A 15,579-nucleotide genomic window follows, 5' to 3' on the forward strand; every position below is an offset into this window, starting at 1 on the left:
ATGCGCATCGCCGTGATCGGGTCGGGTATCGCCGGGCTGGCCAGTGCCTGGTGGCTGGGCCAGCAGCACGAAGTCACCCTGTTCGAGGCCAACGACTACCTGGGCGGGCATACCCATACCCACCAGGTGAAGGTGGACGGCGCCAGCCACGCGGTGGATACCGGCTTCATCGTGTTCAATCCGCTGCACTACCCGTTGCTCACGGCCTTGTTCGACGAACTCAACGTCGCCTCCCAGCCCACCACCATGAGTTTTTCGGTGCACAGCCAGCGCAGCGGCCGTGAGTACAACGCGACCTCGCTGGGCGGCCTGTTCTGCCAGCGCCGCAACCTGCTGTCGCCGCGCTTCTGGGGCATGCTGGCCGACCTGCGCCGCTTCTACCGTGAGGCACCGGCGCTGTTGCAGGGCGATGACCAAGGCCCATCGCTGGGCGATTACCTGCGCAAGGGCAACTACGGCCGCGCCTTCATCGATGAGCACCTGCTGCCGATGGCGTCGGCGTTGTGGTCCTCGCCGACCGCCCGCCTGGACGCGTTCCCGGCGCGCTACCTGGTGCAGTTCATGGCCAACCATCAGATGCTGCAGGTGAGCGGCCGCGCGCCGTGGCGAGTGGTACAGGGCGGTTCGGCGCGCTACATCGAGGCGATGCGCCGGCGCTGGCAGGTGCGCGAACGGCTGGACTGCCGCGTGTTCGGGGTGGAGCGCCACGAACACGGCGTGCGTGTGCACAGCGCGGCCGGGCTGGAGGGTTTCGACCAGCTGGTGCTGGCCTGCCACAGCGACCAGGCGTTGGCGCTGCTGTCCGACGCCGACCCGGCCGAACGCAGCGTGCTCGGCGCGATCCGCTACCAACCCAATGAAGTGGTGCTGCATACCGACGCGCGCCTGCTGCCGCGCAACCGCAAGGCGTGGGCGGCGTGGAATGCGCATGTACCGGCTGACCCGCGGGCGCCGTGCACGGTGAGCTACCTGATGAACCAGCTGCAGGGCATCGATACGCCCACCCCGCTGGTGGTCACCTTGAACCGCAGCGCCGCCATCGACCCGGCCAAGGTGCTGCGCACGCTGCAGTACGCGCACCCGGTTTACGACCACGCGATGGTGCGCGCGCAGCAGCGCTGGGCCGACGTCCAGGGCCAGCGCCGCACCTGGTTTGCCGGTGCCTACTGGGGCTGGGGCTTCCACGAAGACGGCATCGCCAGCGCGCGCCGGGTGGTGGATGCGCTGCAGGCGCTGGACGCCGAATCCTACTGGCCGCTGGCGCAGGCGTTGCCGGCATGAGCACCAGCGCGATCTACCGCGGCCGCATGCGCCATCGCCGGTACGCGCCGCATCCGCATGCGTTCGGCTACCCGGTGGCGCAGCTGCTGCTCGACCTGGACGAGCTGGACAGCGTGTTCCAGCACCGCTGGCTGTGGTCGGTAGGGCGCGGCAACCTGGCCCAGTTCCGCCGCAGCGATTACCTCGGCGATCCGGCCGTGCCGCTGGCCGATGCGGTGCGCGCGCGCATCACCGCCGCGCTCGGCCGCGCCCCGCACGGCCCGATCCGGCTGCTTACCCACCTGCGCTACGCCGGGCATGTGTTCAACCCGGTCAGCTTCTACTACTGCTACGCCGCCGATGGCAGCAGCCTGGACTGCATCGTGGCTGAAATCACCAACACGCCGTGGAAGGAGCGCCACGCCTACGTGCTGCCGGTGGCTGCGGCCGATGCCAACGGCCGCGCGCTGGCCTGGGAGTTCGACAAGGCCTTCCACGTTTCGCCGTTCCTGCCGATGGACTGCCGCTACCGTTGGCGGTTCACCGCACCGGGCGAGGACCTGCACGTCCACATGCAGGTATGGCGCGACGGCGCGCGCCAGTTCGATGCCGACCTGGTGCTGCAGCGCCACCCGATCACCGCGTGCGGCCTGGCCGGGGTGCTGCTGCGCTTTCCGTTGATGACCGTGCAGGTGGTGGCGGCCATCCACTGGCAGGCGCTGCGCCTGTGGCTCAAACGCACTCCCGTGCACGACCACCCTTCGCCAGCTGGAAAACGCCCATGAACGACATGACCCGGCCCGTGCCATTGCCCGCGCCCAGCGCACTGGAGCGCTTCCTGCGCATGCGCCTGCTGGCCCAGTTGGCGCCGCTGCACGGCGGCTGCCTGCAACTGCGCGATGCCACCGGCGACGTGCTGCTGGGCGATGCCGCCGCGCCGTTGCGGGTGACCGTCTGGGTGAATGACCCGGCCTTCTACCGCGCAGTGGCCGCGCAGGGCAGTGTCGGTGCGGGCGAGGCGTACATCCGTGGCGATTGGCGCTGCAGCGACCTGGTCGCGCTGGTGCAGCTATTGGTGCGCAACCGCGACCTGCTCGATGGCATGGAGCGCGGCGTGGCACGCGTGGGTGGCTGGCTGTTGAAGGGTTGGAACCGGCTGCGCCGTAACACCCGCGAAGGTAGCCGGCGCAACATTGCCGCGCATTACGACCTGGGCAACCCGTTCTTCTCGCTGTTCCTGTCACCGGACCTGATGTATTCCTCGGCGTTGTATGCCAACCCGGCAGACACCCTGGAAAATGCCTCGCGACGCAAGCTGGCGCGCATCTGCGAACAACTGCAGCTCACCCCCGACGACCACGTGGTGGAGATCGGCACCGGCTGGGGCGGCTTTGCACTGTATGCGGCCGGCGAGATCGGCTGCCATGTCACCACCACCACCATCTCGGTGGAGCAGTACACCCTGGCCAAGGCGCGGGTGGAGGCGGCCGGGCTGCAGGACAGGGTGACCCTGCTGCTCAAGGACTACCGCGACCTGGACGGCCAGTACGACAAGCTGGTGTCCATCGAGATGATCGAGGCGATTGGCGCGCAGTACCTGGACACCTACTTCAGCACGCTCACCCGGCTGCTCAAGCCCACCGGCCTGGCCCTGCTGCAGGCCATCACCATCGAAGACCAGCGCTACGAGCAGGCGCGCGTCAGCGTGGATTACATCAAGCGCTTCGTGTTTCCCGGCAGCTTCATTCCGTCGATCAACGCGATCGTCGCCGCCAAGACCCGCAGCAGCGACCTGCAGCTGATCGGCCAGCACGATTTCGGCCAGTCCTATGCGCTCACCCTGCGCGCCTGGCGGCAGCGCTTCCTGGCCCAGTTGCCGGCAGTGCGCGCGCAGGGCTTCGACGAGCGCTTCATCCGCCTGTGGGAGTTCTACCTGACCTATTGCGAGGGCGGCTTCCTGGAGCGCTCGATCGGGGTGTCGCAGCTGTTGATGGCGCGGCCGGCGTATCGGCCGGCGCTGCACGTGGATGCCGCCTGAGATGGGCCGCTTCTGGGCCAACGTGATCGGCAACCAGCTGGTCTGGCTGTGCGCGGTGATCGGTGCCGGGCACGGCCTGCGCTGGCCGGCGCTGCTGGCCGCCAGCGTGTACGTGGCCAGCCAGCTGGCGCTGTCGGCGCGGCCGGGGGTGGAGCTGCGCCTGCTGGCCGTGGCGTTGGTGTGCGGCCTGCTGGTGGACGGCGTGGCCGGCGCCAGTGGCTGGGTGCGGTACGCGGCCGGCAACGGGCCGGTATGGCTGGCCCCGGTCTGGATCCTGGCGCTGTGGACCGCCTTTGCGATGACCCTCACCGTGTCCTTTGCCCGCCTGCAACGGCACCTGCGCATCGCGGTGGCGGTGGGGCTGCTGCTGGCGCCGCTGGCGTACCTGTCAGCGGCGCGTGGCTGGGCGGCCGTGAGCTTCACTGCACCGCGCTGGCAGGGTGCGCTGCTGCTGGGCGTGGGCTGGTCAGTCGCACTGCCGCTGCTGGCCGCCTGCGCCGCACATTGGCAGCGCACGCTGGCCCGGCCCCTTGATGCACGATCGGGAGAACACGCATGACGCTGTTTTGGTGGGTATGGCTGTATGCGGCGGTGATCATGGGCTGGGGTTGGTGGTGGCAACGCCGGCACCGCAACATCGGCGTGGTCGATGTGCTGTGGGCCAAGGGCGTGGGCGCGTCGGCACTGCTGTTGGCGCTGCTCGGCGATGGCGCTGCCGCACCACGCATTGCCTTGGCGGTACTCGGCGGGTTGTGGGGGTCACGGCTGGCCCTGCACCTGTGGCGGCGCGTGCGCAGCGAGCCCGAAGATGGCCGCTACCAGCACCTGCGCACCCACTGGAACAGCCATCAGGGCAAGATTTTCGGCTTCTTCCAGTTCCAGGCCGGCCTGATCGTATTGTTCGCGCTGCCGTTCGTGGCGGTGGCGCACACCCCGCAGCCCGATGCGCTGGGCTGGATCATCGCGGCCATCGCGGTGTGGCTGCTCAGCGTGGGCGGTGAGGCGTTGGCCGACCGCCAGCTGGCGCGCTTCCGCGCCGATCCGGCCAACAAGGGCAAGACCTGCCGCAGTGGCCTGTGGCGTTACTCGCGGCATCCCAACTATTTCTTCGAATGGCTGCACTGGTTCACCTACGTGCTGCTGGCCGTGCACTCGCCGCTGTGGTGGCTGGCGTGGTCCGGCCCGCTGGTGATGTACGTGTTCCTGCGCTGGATCAGCGGCATTCCGTTCACCGAAGCGCAGGCATTGCGCAGCCGGGGCGAGGACTACCGCGATTACCAGCGCAGCACCCCGATGCTGTTTCCGTGGTTTCCGTCCCGAACATCGCCGCCGCGCGAGGAGTCTTCACCGTGAATGTCGCCAGTGAGTACCTGCCTGCCCCCGACTACGCCCCCGGTTTGACCGGCCTGGCCGAGCGCGGCCTGCTGCCCGACGCGCTGATCCGCCTGGGCATCCGCCGCCAGTGCACGGCCCGCCTGCGCGACGAATACACCGGTGGCCTGCAGGCGCAGTCGCAGCGCTTCGCCGCGCGCATCAGCGCGCTGTCCGCCAGTGCGCTGGCGCTGCATGTGGATGCGGCCAACCGCCAGCATTACGAAGTGCCGGCTGCGTTCTTCCACCTTTGCCTGGGCAAGCGGCTCAAGTACAGCAGCGGCTATTACGCCACCGGCAGCGAAACCCTGGACCAGGCCGAAGAGGCGATGCTGGCGCTGTACGGGCAACGCGCGCAGCTGGCCGATGGCCAGCACATCCTGGAGCTGGGCTGCGGCTGGGGCTCGCTGACCCTGTGGATGGCCGAGCGCTATCCCAACGCGCGCATCACCGGAGTGTCCAACTCCCACAGCCAGCGCGAGTACATCCAGGCACAGTGCCGCGCGCGCGGGCTGGACAACGTGACCCTGCTTACCCGCGACGTCAACCAGCTCGACCTGGACCCGGACCAGTTCGACCGCTGCATCTCCATCGAGATGTTCGAGCACATGCGCAACTACGCCACGCTGCTGCAGCGCATCCAGCGCTGGTTGCGCGCGGACGGCAAGCTGTTCGTGCATATCTTCGCGCACCGCACGTTGATGTACCCGTTCGAGACCGACGGCGATGACAACTGGATGGGCCGGCACTTCTTCACTGGTGGCCTGATGCCCGCCGCCGACACCCTGCTGTGCTTCCCGCAGCACCTGCACGTGCAGCAGCGTTGGCTGCTCGACGGCACCCACTACCAGCGCACCGCCAACCATTGGCTGGCCAACCAGGACCGGCAGCAGGAAGCGGTGATGGCGGTGATGCAGCAGTGCTACGGCGCATCAGCGGCCGCGTTGTGGCAGCAGCGCTGGCGCATGTTCTGGATGGCCTGCGCCGAGCTGTTCGGGTACCAGGGCGGCCAGCAATGGCTGGTTGGGCACTATCTGTTCGCACGATCCTGACCGGAGCACGCCATGTCGATCCGTCCGCTGTTTCCGCTGCTTGCCGCCGCCATGTTGCTGGGTGGCTGCGGTGGCAACACCCGCCCGATCCCGCCGGTGGCGTATGTGGATGTGCCGCGCTTCATGGGCGACTGGTATGTCATCGCACATATCCCCAGCCGCCCCGAGCGCGAGGCCTACGACGCGGTGGAATCGTACGCACTGCGCCCGGATGGTCGCATCCAGACCACGTTCCGCTACCGCAAGGGCAGCTTCGAGGCACCGCTGAAAACCATGCATCCGATCGGCACCGTCAAGCCCGGCACGCATGGCGCTGAATGGGGCATGCAGTTCATCTGGCCGATCCAGGCCGAGTACGTGATCGTCTACCTGGACCGGGACTATCAGCAGACGATCGTGGGCCGTAGCAAGCGCGATTACCTGTGGTTGATGGCACGCACCCCGGTCATCTCCGATGCCGACTACCAGAAGGCCATGACCCGCATCGGCGCACTCGGCTACGACCTCTCGCAGGTCCGCCGCGTGCCCCAGTCGTCCGCGCCTGGTCGCTGAGTTCGTTCCGTGTCGCGCTTCTCAGGTCCTGAGAAGCGCACAGTCCATACTGGCGCCATCAACCCCATTCGTGACCGGTGCTGCACCGGCAGGCGAACAGGGGCGTGCGTGGATCGGCCAGGCACGGGCAGGCGGACGGAGAAGGGCGCGTGGCGGACAAGTACTGCGATCTGGTCATGAAAGGCGGTATCACCAGCGGCATCGTGTATCCCAACGCGGTGCTGTCGCTGGCCCGCCAGTACCGCTTCAAGAACATCGGCGGCACCTCGGCCGGGGCCATCGCCGCGGCGGTGGCCGCTGCCGCTGCCCTGGGTGACCGCCGCCGCCACGTCGGCGAGCCGGCGGGCGAGGCGGTGGGTTTTCCCGGTTTGGCCGCGGTATCGGCGCAGCTGTCCACGCGCGGCTTCATCTACAGCCTGTTCCAGCCGGCGCATGGCGCGCGCACCGCCTACCGGTTGTTGGTGATGCTTACCGGTAAATCCAGCCTGCCGCGCAAGATCGCCTGCCTGCTGGCGGCGGTGTTCGCCATCGCCCCGTTGGAACTGCTCGGTGCGTTGGCGCTGCTGCTGGGCATGGGCTGGCTGGCCGGCGGCATCGATGGGGTGTGGGCCACCCTGCTGCCCTCGCTGTTGTGTGCCTACGGTGCCGGCGTACTGGCATCGGCGCTGCGCGTGGCCCGCGTGACCCGGCGCAACCTGCTGGGCCTGTGCAGTGGCAGTACCCAGGCCGATGCCTCCACGCCGGGCCTGACCGACTGGCTGCATGCCCACCTGCAGGCGCTGGCCGGCAAGCCGCTGGACCAGCCACTGACCTTCGGCGACCTGCACCACGCACCGCGTTACGACGGCGAGCCTGCCGGTGCGCACGCGATCAGCCTGCAGATGATCACCACCTGCATTTCGCATACCGAGCCGCGCACGCTGCCTTTCAGTGCCGCGCATTTCTGGTTCCTGCGCGAGGAGTTCGCGCAGCTGTTCCCGGCCAGCGTGGTGGACTGGCTGGTGGCGCAGGCCGGCCCGCCCGAGCAGGTCGATGGCCGCGCGTACTACCGTCTGGTCGATGGCGAGCGGCTGCCGGTGCTGGTCGCCACCCGCATGAGCCTGAGCTTCCCGCTGCTGATCAGCGCCGTGCCGCTGCACGAGCCGGCCCGTCGCGAGCGCCGTTGCGCACCCCCGGTCGATCCGCGCCCCACACACGACAACAGCAACGTCGCCGACAGCATGGAAGGGCTGACCAGTGCCGGGCAGAACTGCGGCCCGGTGATCACCGCGTTCCGCGTGTGCTGGTTCTCCGATGGTGGCATCAGCAGCAATTTCCCGATCCACCTGTTCGACGCCGCGTTGCCGCGCTGGCCCACCTTCGGCATCAACCTGGTGTATCCGCGCCACGCCGATGCGGTCAGCGTGCTCGACGCGGGAAATGCGCAGGCCGACATCGAGCACGCGGTGTTCCTGCCCACCGAGAACCGCCAGGGGTGGCAGCGCAGCTACCACTCCATCGCCCAGCCGCTGGCGGCTGCGGAAATGTCCGGCTTCCTGTTCTCCATCGTCTCCACCATGCAGAACTGGCGCGACGTGCTGCAGGCACGCGCGCCCGGCTACCGCGATCGCATCGTGCATGTGTCGCTGCAGGGCGACGAAGGCGGCATGAACCTGGACATGCCGCAGGACGTGCTCAGCCGCATCGCCGCCAAGGGCAGCGTGGCCGGCGATCGCTTCTGCGATTTCTCCTTCCAGAACCACTACTGGATCCGCTGGCGCAACCTGGCCTCGGCCTACCAGCGTTACACGCTGGAAATCGCACGCACCGACGACCCCGCCCAGCGCGTGACGTCCTGGGCCGGGGCGTATGAAAGCGTGGCCAGCGGCGAGCCGCCGCCGCCGTCCTACCGGTTCACCTCCGACGACAAGCGGCGTGCCTCGCAGCAGCTGTGGCGGCTGATGGTGGAGCAGGGCCAGGGCTGGGAAGACCTCGGCCCGGACCTCACCGACGGCGCGCCACGGCCGCTGCCGCAGATGAAGGTCACGCCGATCTATTGAGCCGGGACGGGCGCCGACTGCTGGGCGGCTGCCTTCGCATCAGGTCGATTGCACGTACCTCGTAGAGCCGACCGTTGGTCGGCTGCTCTTCGCATCGGGCCCAACGTTCCCGGCCCCGGTAGAGCCGACCGTTGGTCGGCTGCTCTTCGCGTCGGCTCCAACGTTAGCGGCGGCGAAGCCAGCCGACCAACGGTCGGCTCTACGCGCGCCCCGGCAACTGCGCGAACGCGCGCTGCATGCAGTCCTCGCGTGGGCACACCCGGCAGCCCGGGCCGATCGACACCGAGTTGCCCGGGCTCTGGATGTCCAGCCCGCGCGAATAGATCAGCCGCTCGGCGTGCTGCAGGTCGCAGCCCAGCGCCACCGCGAAGGTCTTGCGCGGTTGCCCATGCCCCACCGGCCCGCTGCTGACCTGCCGCGCCAGCCAGAAATGGCGGCGCCCGTCGGGCATGCGCGCGGTCTGGGTCAGCACCCGGCCGGGCTGGTTGAACGCCTCGTACACGATCCACAGCGGGCACGAACCGCCCACCTGCGAGAAGTGGAAATCGGTCGCCGAATGCCGCTTGGACACATTGCCGGCGCGGTCCACGCGGATGAAGAAGAACGGCAGCCCCGGTGCACTGCGTCGCGCCAGCGTGCTGAGGCGGTGGCAGACCGCCTCGAAGCCCACCCCGAAACGGTGCGCCAGCGCATCGATGTCATAGCTGCTGTGCTCGGCGGCACGCAGGAACTGCGCATACGGCATCACCAGCGCGCCGGCGAAGTAGTTGGACATGCCGATCCGCGCCTGCGCGATCTGTTCCGGCTCGCGGAAACCGGCGCGCGAGATCACTGCATCGATCTGCGCGGCATAGCCGAGCAGCGCCAGTTCGGCGGCCATCTGGAACGCCTGCTGGCCCGCCTCCAGGTAGTCGGGCAGCCACAGCGTGCGGCTGTTGCCGTCGTACACGCGCTTCTCGCGCCCGGCCTGCAGCGGCGCCACTTCCACCAGCACGCCATGGCGGTCGGCCAGCAGCTGGCGCAGTCGCGGCGCGACATACCCGGCCACCAGCCCCCACTCGGCAAACAGCTGCTCGGCCAGGTCGTCCAGCTCGGGGATGTGGTTGTGCATGCGGTTGAAGAAGTCACGCACCTGGTCGCCGGCCGGCAGGGCCTGCCCGGCATGCACGTCGCCCAGTTGGAACTCCAGCGCGGCGGCATGTTCGCGCAGCACCAGGTGGCGGCGATGCAGGTCGAGCAGCGCACGGCTGATCTGTGGCAGGTTGCCGGCCATCGCGCGCAGCTCGGTGGCACTGACGTCGTCCAGACCCAGGTCACGCAGCGCCTCGCCCAGCGACTCCTGCAGCGCGCCGGGTTCATCCACCTCGAACAACCCCGAAACGTCGCCCAGCACCTCGCGCAGCTTCTGTTGCACCGCGGGGGTCAGCGGGCGCTTGTTGCGCTCGATCTGGTTCAGGTAGCTGGCCGACAGCCCCAGCGCCCGGGCCAGGTCCACCTGGCGGTAGCCGCGCTGCTCACGCAGCTTCAGCAGGCGCAGGCCAATCTGGCGATGGGTGGGCTGGCTATTCACAGAATTCACAAGAATCGTAGCGGGCATTGGCCAGATTAAGCGCATACAGCGCGGAAATCGAGCGGGGTGGTGTGAATAATGCAAACAACTTTCGCACCCGCCGGAATTGCCATGACTGTTGCAGCGCCCCGTATCCGCATGTTGATCGACGGCCAGTTCGTTGAATCGACCACCTCGCACTGGCAGAACGTGGTCAATCCGGCCACCCAGGACGTCCTGGCCCAGGTGCCGTTCGCCACCTTGGGCGAAGTGGATGCCGCCGTGGCCTCGGCCAAGGAAGCCTTCAAGACCTGGCGCAAGACCCCGATCGGCACCCGTGCGCGCATCTTCCTGAAGTACCAGCAGCTGATCCGCGAAAACATGAGCGAGCTGGCGCACATCCTCAGCGCCGAGCAGGGCAAGACCGTGCCGGACGCCGAAGGCGATGTGTTCCGCGGCCTGGAAGTGGTCGAGCACGCGGCGGCGATCGGCAACCTGCAGCTCGGCGAGCTGGCCAACAACGTGGCCAACGGCGTGGACACCTACACCCTGCTGCAGCCGTTGGGCGTGTGCGCGGGCATCACCCCGTTCAACTTCCCGGCGATGATTCCGCTGTGGATGTTCCCGATGGCCATTGCCACCGGCAACACCTTCATCCTCAAGCCGTCCGAACAGGACCCGATGGTGACCATGCGCCTGGTCGAGCTGGCGCTGGAAGCGGGCATCCCCAAGGGCGTGCTCAACGTCGTGCACGGTGGCGAAGAAGTGGTCAACGCGATCTGCGACCACCCCGACATCAAGGCCGTCTCGTTCGTCGGCTCCACCCGTGTCGGCACCCACGTCTACAACCGCGCCTCGCTGGCCGGCAAGCGCGTGCAGTGCATGATGGGCGCCAAGAACCACGCCGTGGTGCTGCCGGACGCCAACAAGGAACAGAGCCTCAACGCGATGGTCGGTGCGGCCTTCGGTGCGGCCGGGCAGCGCTGCATGGCCGCCTCCACCCTGGTGCTGGTCGGCGAAGCCCGTGACTGGGTGCCCGACCTGGTGGCCAAGGCCAGATCGCTCAAAGTCAGCGGCGGCAGCGTCGCCGGCACCGACGTCGGCCCGGTGATTTCCTGCGCCGCGCGTGAGCGCGTCGAAGCGCTGATCGCCTCGGGCGTGGAGCAGGGCGCCAAGCTGGTGCTGGATGGCCGCAACCCGCAGGTGGACGGTTTCGAGAAGGGCAACTTCGTCGGCCCGACCATCTTCGCCGGCGTCACCCCGGGCATGCGCGTGTACGACGAGGAAATCTTCGGGCCGGTGCTGGTGATCCTCGAAGCGGAGACGCTGGAAGATGCCATCGCGCTGATCAACGCCAACCCGAACGGCAACGGCACCGCGCTGTTCACCCAGTCCGGCGCGGCCGCCCGCAGGTTCCAGGAAGACATCGACGTCGGCCAGGTCGGCATCAACGTGCCGATCCCGGTGCCGGTGCCGCTGTTCTCCTTCACCGGTTCGCGCGCCTCCAAGCTCGGCGACCTGGGCCCGTACGGCAAGCAGGTGGTGATGTTCTACACCCAGACCAAGACGATTACCTCGCGCTGGTTCGACGACGAGACGCTGGGCCACGGCGTCAACACCACGATCAGCTTGAAGTAAGGGAGTTCGACCATGAGCCACGCGATGACGACCGAACTGGACGAAGCGCAGCAGGCCTATAGAGAGGCCGCGCGCGACTTCGCCCAGGCCGAACTGGCGCCGCACGCCGCGCGATGGGATGCGGAGGGTATCTTTCCGCGCGAGGCGATCGCCAAGGCCGGGGAACTGGGGTTCTGTGGCCTGTACATGGACCCCGAGGTTGGCGGCAGCGGCCTGAGCCGCCTGGACGCGGCGGTCGTCATCGAGGAGCTCGCCAACGTGGACCCGTCCACCGCGGCCTACGTCAGCATCCACAACATGGCCTCGTGGATGGTGGCCAAGTGGGGCCAGGACAGCCTGCGCGCGGAGTGGGGCACTGCCCTGTCCTCGGGCAGCAAGCTGGCCTCGTACTGCCTGACCGAGCCGGGCGCCGGCTCGGACGCGGCGTCGCTGAAGACCACCGCCGTGCGCGATGGCGAGCACTATGTGCTCAACGGCTCCAAGGCCTTCATCTCCGGCGCCGGTGCCACCGAGCTGCTGGTGGTGATGGTGCGTACCGGCGGTGCCGGGGCCGGCGGCATCAGTGCGATCGCGGTGCCGGCCGACCTGCCGGGCATCAGCTATGGCCGCAAGGAAGAGAAGATGGGCTGGAACAGCCAGCCTACCCGCGGCATCACCTTTGAAAACGTCCGCGTGCCGGCCAGCTACCTGTTGGGAGAGGAAGGTAGCGGCTTCAAGCTGGCGATGAAGGGGCTGGACGGTGGCCGCATCAACATCGCCGCCTGCTCGCTGGGGGCCGCGCAGGGCGCGCTGGACGCCGCCCGCCGCTACATGGGCGAGCGCCGTCAGTTCGGCAAGGCGCTGGCCGAGTTCCAGGCGCTGCAGTTCAAGCTGGCCGACATGGTCACCCAGCTGGTGGCCGCGCGGCAGATGGTGCACACCGCCGCGCGCAAGCTCGATGCCGGTGCCAGCGATGCCAACGTGTGGTGCGCGATGGCCAAGCGCTTCGCCACCGATGCCGGCTTCAACATCTGCAACGATGCGCTGCAGCTGCATGGCGGCTACGGCTACATCCGCGAGTACCCCATCGAACGGCTGCTGCGTGATTCGCGCGTGCACCAGATCCTGGAAGGTACCAACGAAATCATGCGGGTGATCGTGGCCCGCCACCTGCTCAACACCGACGAGGAACTGCGATGATCGATTGGCGTACGCATGCACACACCGGCCTGCAGGTGGAGGCCGATGGCCACGTCGCCGTGGTCACGCTGGACAACCCGCCCGCGCACACCTGGACCGTGCACAGCCTGGCGGCGCTGCGCGACCTGGTCGGGGCCTTGAATGCCGACAAGGACATCTACGCGCTGGTGATCACCGGCGGCGGCGAGAAGTTCTTCTCCGCCGGTGCCGACCTCAAGCAGTTCGCCTCCGGCGACAAGGGCGCTGCACGTGCCGCCGCCCGCCGTTTCGGTGAAGCCTTTGAAGCACTGTCCGCCTTCCGCGGCGTCTCCATCGCCGCGATCAACGGCTACGCCATGGGCGGCGGCTTGGAATGCGCGCTGGCCTGCGACCTGCGCATCATCGAAGAACACGCCCAGGTGGCATTGCCGGAGGCCACCGTGGGCCTGCTGCCCTGCGCCGGGGGTACCCAGAACCTGCCGCGACTGGTCGGTGAGGGCTGGGCCAAGCGCATGATCCTGCTCGGTGAGCGCATCGATGCCGAGACTGCCGTGCGCATCGGCCTGGCCGAAGAGAAAGTGGGCAAGGGCGAGGCCAAGGCCCTGGCGCTGGCATGGGCGCACAAGGCCGGCAAGCAGAGCCCGACCAGCATCGCGGCCTGCAAGACCCTGGTGCAGGCCACCCGCAGTGGCAGCCATGCCTCGGCACTGGTGGCCGAGCGCGAAGCCTTCGTCGACCTGTTCGACAGCGCCGACCAGGCCGAGGGCGTGAACGCCTTCCTGGAAAAGCGCGCCGCGCAGTGGAAGAACGCATGAGCGCCGTCGTCGCCAGCGACGAAGCACCGGTGCTGTTCGACGAGCGCCGTGCCGGCAATGGCAAGCGCATCGGCATCGCCACGCTCAATGCGCCGCGCACCCTCAACGGGTTCTCGCTGCCGATGGCGCACCTGCTGCGCGAGCGGCTGGAGGCGTGGGCGGCCGACGACGGTATCGCCCTGGTGGTACTGCAGGGGGCCGGTGAAAAGGCATTCTGCGCGGGCGGTGACCTGCACAGCCTGTATCGCAGCATGCTTGCCTATCGTCAGGCAGGCAGCAGCGACATTCGCGACAACGCCTACGCCGCCGAATTCTTCGACGTCGAGTACCGCGTCGACTACGCCATCCACACCTATCCCAAGCCGATCCTGTGCTGGGGCCATGGCATCGTCATGGGCGGCGGCATCGGGCTGATGTCCGGCGCCAGCCACCGTGTGGTCAGCGAGCGGTCCAAGCTGGCCTTCCCTGAAATCACCGTCGGGCTGTTCCCCGATGTTGGCGGCAGCTGGCTGCTGCCGCGCGTGCCCGGCAAGGGCGGCCTGTTCCTGGCCCTGACCGGCGCGCCGCTCAATGCCGGTGATGCCATCTATGCCGGCCTGGCCGACATCCACATCGCCGAGGCGCAGCGCGAGGCGGTGTTGGCCGCGCTCACCGAGGTGCATTGGAGCGATACCGCCAAGCGCAACCACGAACAGCTCAGCGCGTTGCTGCAGCAGCATGCCAGCGATGCGGCCACCGGCCCGCTGCTGCGCAATGCCGCCAGCATCGATGCGCTGTGCGAGGGCGATGATGTTGTCGCCATCGTCGAACGGATCACCGGGCTGGAATCGGATGATCCGTGGCTGAAGAGCGCGCAGGCCACCTTGGCTGCCGGCGCGCCCGGCTCGGCCCGGCTCGCCGTCGAACTGCAACGTCGCGCCGCCGGTGCCAGCTTGGCCGAGGTCTATCGTGTCGAGTACATCGCTGCACTGCACTGCACGGCCCACGGCGATTTCGCCGAAGGCATCCGCGCGCTGTTGATCGACAAGGACCGCACCCCGCGCTGGCAACCGACCACCCTGGCCGAGGCCACCGCGGAGTGGGCCGGCACCTTCCTTGTATCGCCCTGGACGGAAACAGCGCACCCGCTGGCCGACCTGGGCGCCACCGTCCCTGACAGGAGCCACGCATGAGCCGTATCGCATTCATTGGGCTGGGCAACATGGGGGGCCCGATGGCCGCCAACCTGGCCAAGGCCGGCCACGCCGTGCGCGTGTTCGACCTGGTCCCCGCTGCCGTCCAGGCGGCGGTGGATGCCGGCGCCAGCGCCGCGCATTCGGCGCTGGATACGCTGACCGATGCCGAGATCGTCATCTCGATGCTGCCGGCCAGCCGCCACGTCGAAGGTGTGTACCTGGGCGATGATGGCCTGCTCGGCGACATCCCCGGGGGCGCGCTGGTGATCGACTGCAGCACGATTGCCCCGGCCACCGCGCGCAAGGTCTCTGAAGCGGCCGCCGCACGCGGCCTGCAGATGCTCGACGCGCCGGTCTCCGGCGGTACTGCCGGTGCGCAGGCCGGCACGTTGACCTTCATTGTCGGTGGTGAGGCCGAGGCGCTGGAACGCGCGCGTCCGATCCTGCAGGCGATGGGCAAGAACATCTTCCACGTCGGTGCCAGCGGTGCCGGCCAGGTCGCCAAGCTGTGCAACAACATGGCACTGGGCGTGATCATGGCCGTCACCGGCGAGTCGATCGCGCTCGGCGTGGCGCATGGCCTGGACCCGAAGGTGCTCTCGCAGATGATGGCGGTCAGCACCGGCCGCAGCTGGGCCACCGAAGTATGCAACCCGTGGCCGGGCGTGCTGGAAAACGCCCCGGCCTCGCGCGGTTACAGCGGCGGTTTCGGCAGCGACCTGATGCTCAAGGACATGGGCCTGGCGGTGGAAGCGGCGATGAACGTCGGCGCCTCGATCCCGCTCGGCGAACTGGCCCGCAACCTGTACTCGATGAACCACCAGGCCGGCCGCGGCAAGCTGGATTTCTCCAGCGTCGTGCAGCTCGTTACCAGCGACCGATAAACCCGGTCGCTGGTCGGGGCATTCCACCTGAACCCTGGGCCTTCGGCG

The 15,579-nt window shown here is 68.3% G+C and carries 14 protein-coding genes; 13 read left to right on the plus strand and 1 reads right to left on the minus strand.

The annotated features are described in order from the left end of the window. The 8 genes from AC3IR9_RS01185 to AC3IR9_RS01220 all read left to right on the plus strand — a co-directional run bounded on the left by AC3IR9_RS01185 (position 1) and on the right by AC3IR9_RS01220 (position 8,312). Complete coding sequence (locus tag AC3IR9_RS01185; RefSeq protein WP_489293498.1) at positions 1–1,281, plus strand: NAD(P)/FAD-dependent oxidoreductase; 1,281 nt, start codon at positions 1–3, stop codon at positions 1,279–1,281. Then, entirely contained in the window at positions 1,278–2,045 is a 768-nt protein-coding gene (locus AC3IR9_RS01190) for a DUF1365 domain-containing protein (protein ID WP_489293499.1), read from the plus strand. The genes AC3IR9_RS01185 and AC3IR9_RS01190 overlap by 4 nt, the downstream gene beginning before the upstream one ends. Next, positions 2,042–3,298, plus strand: a complete 1,257-nt coding sequence (locus tag AC3IR9_RS01195) for a class I SAM-dependent methyltransferase (RefSeq protein ID WP_489293501.1) — start codon at positions 2,042–2,044, stop codon at positions 3,296–3,298. The genes AC3IR9_RS01190 and AC3IR9_RS01195 overlap by 4 nt, the downstream gene beginning before the upstream one ends. Position 3,299: 1 nt before the next feature. Next, on the plus strand, positions 3,300–3,857 hold the full coding sequence (locus tag AC3IR9_RS01200; RefSeq protein ID WP_489293502.1) for a DUF2878 domain-containing protein: 558 nt from the start codon (positions 3,300–3,302) through the stop codon (positions 3,855–3,857). Further along, on the plus strand, positions 3,854–4,651 hold the full coding sequence (locus AC3IR9_RS01205) for a DUF1295 domain-containing protein (RefSeq protein ID WP_489293503.1): 798 nt from the start codon (positions 3,854–3,856) through the stop codon (positions 4,649–4,651). Before AC3IR9_RS01200 ends, AC3IR9_RS01205 begins: the two co-directional genes overlap by 4 nt. Next, a complete protein-coding gene (locus tag AC3IR9_RS01210) occupies positions 4,648–5,721 on the plus strand; it encodes an SAM-dependent methyltransferase (protein ID WP_489293504.1) in 1,074 nt (357 codons plus the stop codon). Before AC3IR9_RS01205 ends, AC3IR9_RS01210 begins: the two co-directional genes overlap by 4 nt. Positions 5,722–5,733: 12 nt before the next feature. Continuing rightward, a complete protein-coding gene (locus AC3IR9_RS01215) occupies positions 5,734–6,273 on the plus strand; it encodes a lipocalin family protein (protein ID WP_489293506.1) in 540 nt (179 codons plus the stop codon). A 176-nt stretch (positions 6,274–6,449) separates the two neighbouring features. Further along, positions 6,450–8,312, plus strand: a complete 1,863-nt coding sequence (locus AC3IR9_RS01220) for an RpoH suppressor (RefSeq protein ID WP_489293507.1) — start codon at positions 6,450–6,452, stop codon at positions 8,310–8,312. Positions 8,313–8,511: 199 nt separating this feature from the next. On the opposite strand, the gene AC3IR9_RS01225 is transcribed toward AC3IR9_RS01220, so the two are convergent. Continuing rightward, positions 8,512–9,882: a helix-turn-helix domain-containing protein gene (locus AC3IR9_RS01225; RefSeq protein ID WP_489295659.1), complete on the minus strand. Its 1,371-nt coding sequence runs from the start codon at positions 9,880–9,882 to the stop codon at positions 8,512–8,514. Between the two features lie 111 nt (positions 9,883–9,993). On the opposite strand from AC3IR9_RS01225, the gene AC3IR9_RS01230 reads away from it, so the two are divergent. The 5 genes from AC3IR9_RS01230 to mmsB are packed head-to-tail and all read left to right on the plus strand — an operon-like array spanning position 9,994 to position 15,531. After that, positions 9,994–11,499 carry a CoA-acylating methylmalonate-semialdehyde dehydrogenase gene (locus tag AC3IR9_RS01230; RefSeq protein ID WP_489293508.1) on the plus strand — a complete coding sequence of 502 codons (1,506 nt, stop codon included), beginning with the start codon at positions 9,994–9,996 and terminating at the stop codon, positions 11,497–11,499. Between the two features lie 12 nt (positions 11,500–11,511). Next, positions 11,512–12,678 carry an acyl-CoA dehydrogenase family protein gene (locus AC3IR9_RS01235; RefSeq protein WP_489293510.1) on the plus strand — a complete coding sequence of 389 codons (1,167 nt, stop codon included), beginning with the start codon at positions 11,512–11,514 and terminating at the stop codon, positions 12,676–12,678. Further along, the gene (locus AC3IR9_RS01240) at positions 12,675–13,472 is read left to right on the plus strand and encodes an enoyl-CoA hydratase (RefSeq protein WP_489293511.1); all 798 of its coding nucleotides are present in this window, start codon (positions 12,675–12,677) and stop codon (positions 13,470–13,472) included. Before AC3IR9_RS01235 ends, AC3IR9_RS01240 begins: the two co-directional genes overlap by 4 nt. Next, on the plus strand, positions 13,469–14,644 hold the full coding sequence (locus AC3IR9_RS01245) for an enoyl-CoA hydratase/isomerase family protein (protein WP_489293513.1): 1,176 nt from the start codon (positions 13,469–13,471) through the stop codon (positions 14,642–14,644). The genes AC3IR9_RS01240 and AC3IR9_RS01245 overlap by 4 nt, the downstream gene beginning before the upstream one ends. Then, a complete protein-coding gene (gene mmsB / locus AC3IR9_RS01250; protein WP_489293515.1) occupies positions 14,641–15,531 on the plus strand; it encodes a 3-hydroxyisobutyrate dehydrogenase in 891 nt (296 codons plus the stop codon). The genes AC3IR9_RS01245 and mmsB overlap by 4 nt, the downstream gene beginning before the upstream one ends. Positions 15,532–15,579: the final 48 nt, after the last annotated feature.

Source organism: Stenotrophomonas sp. GL_101 (genome assembly GCF_057835675.1).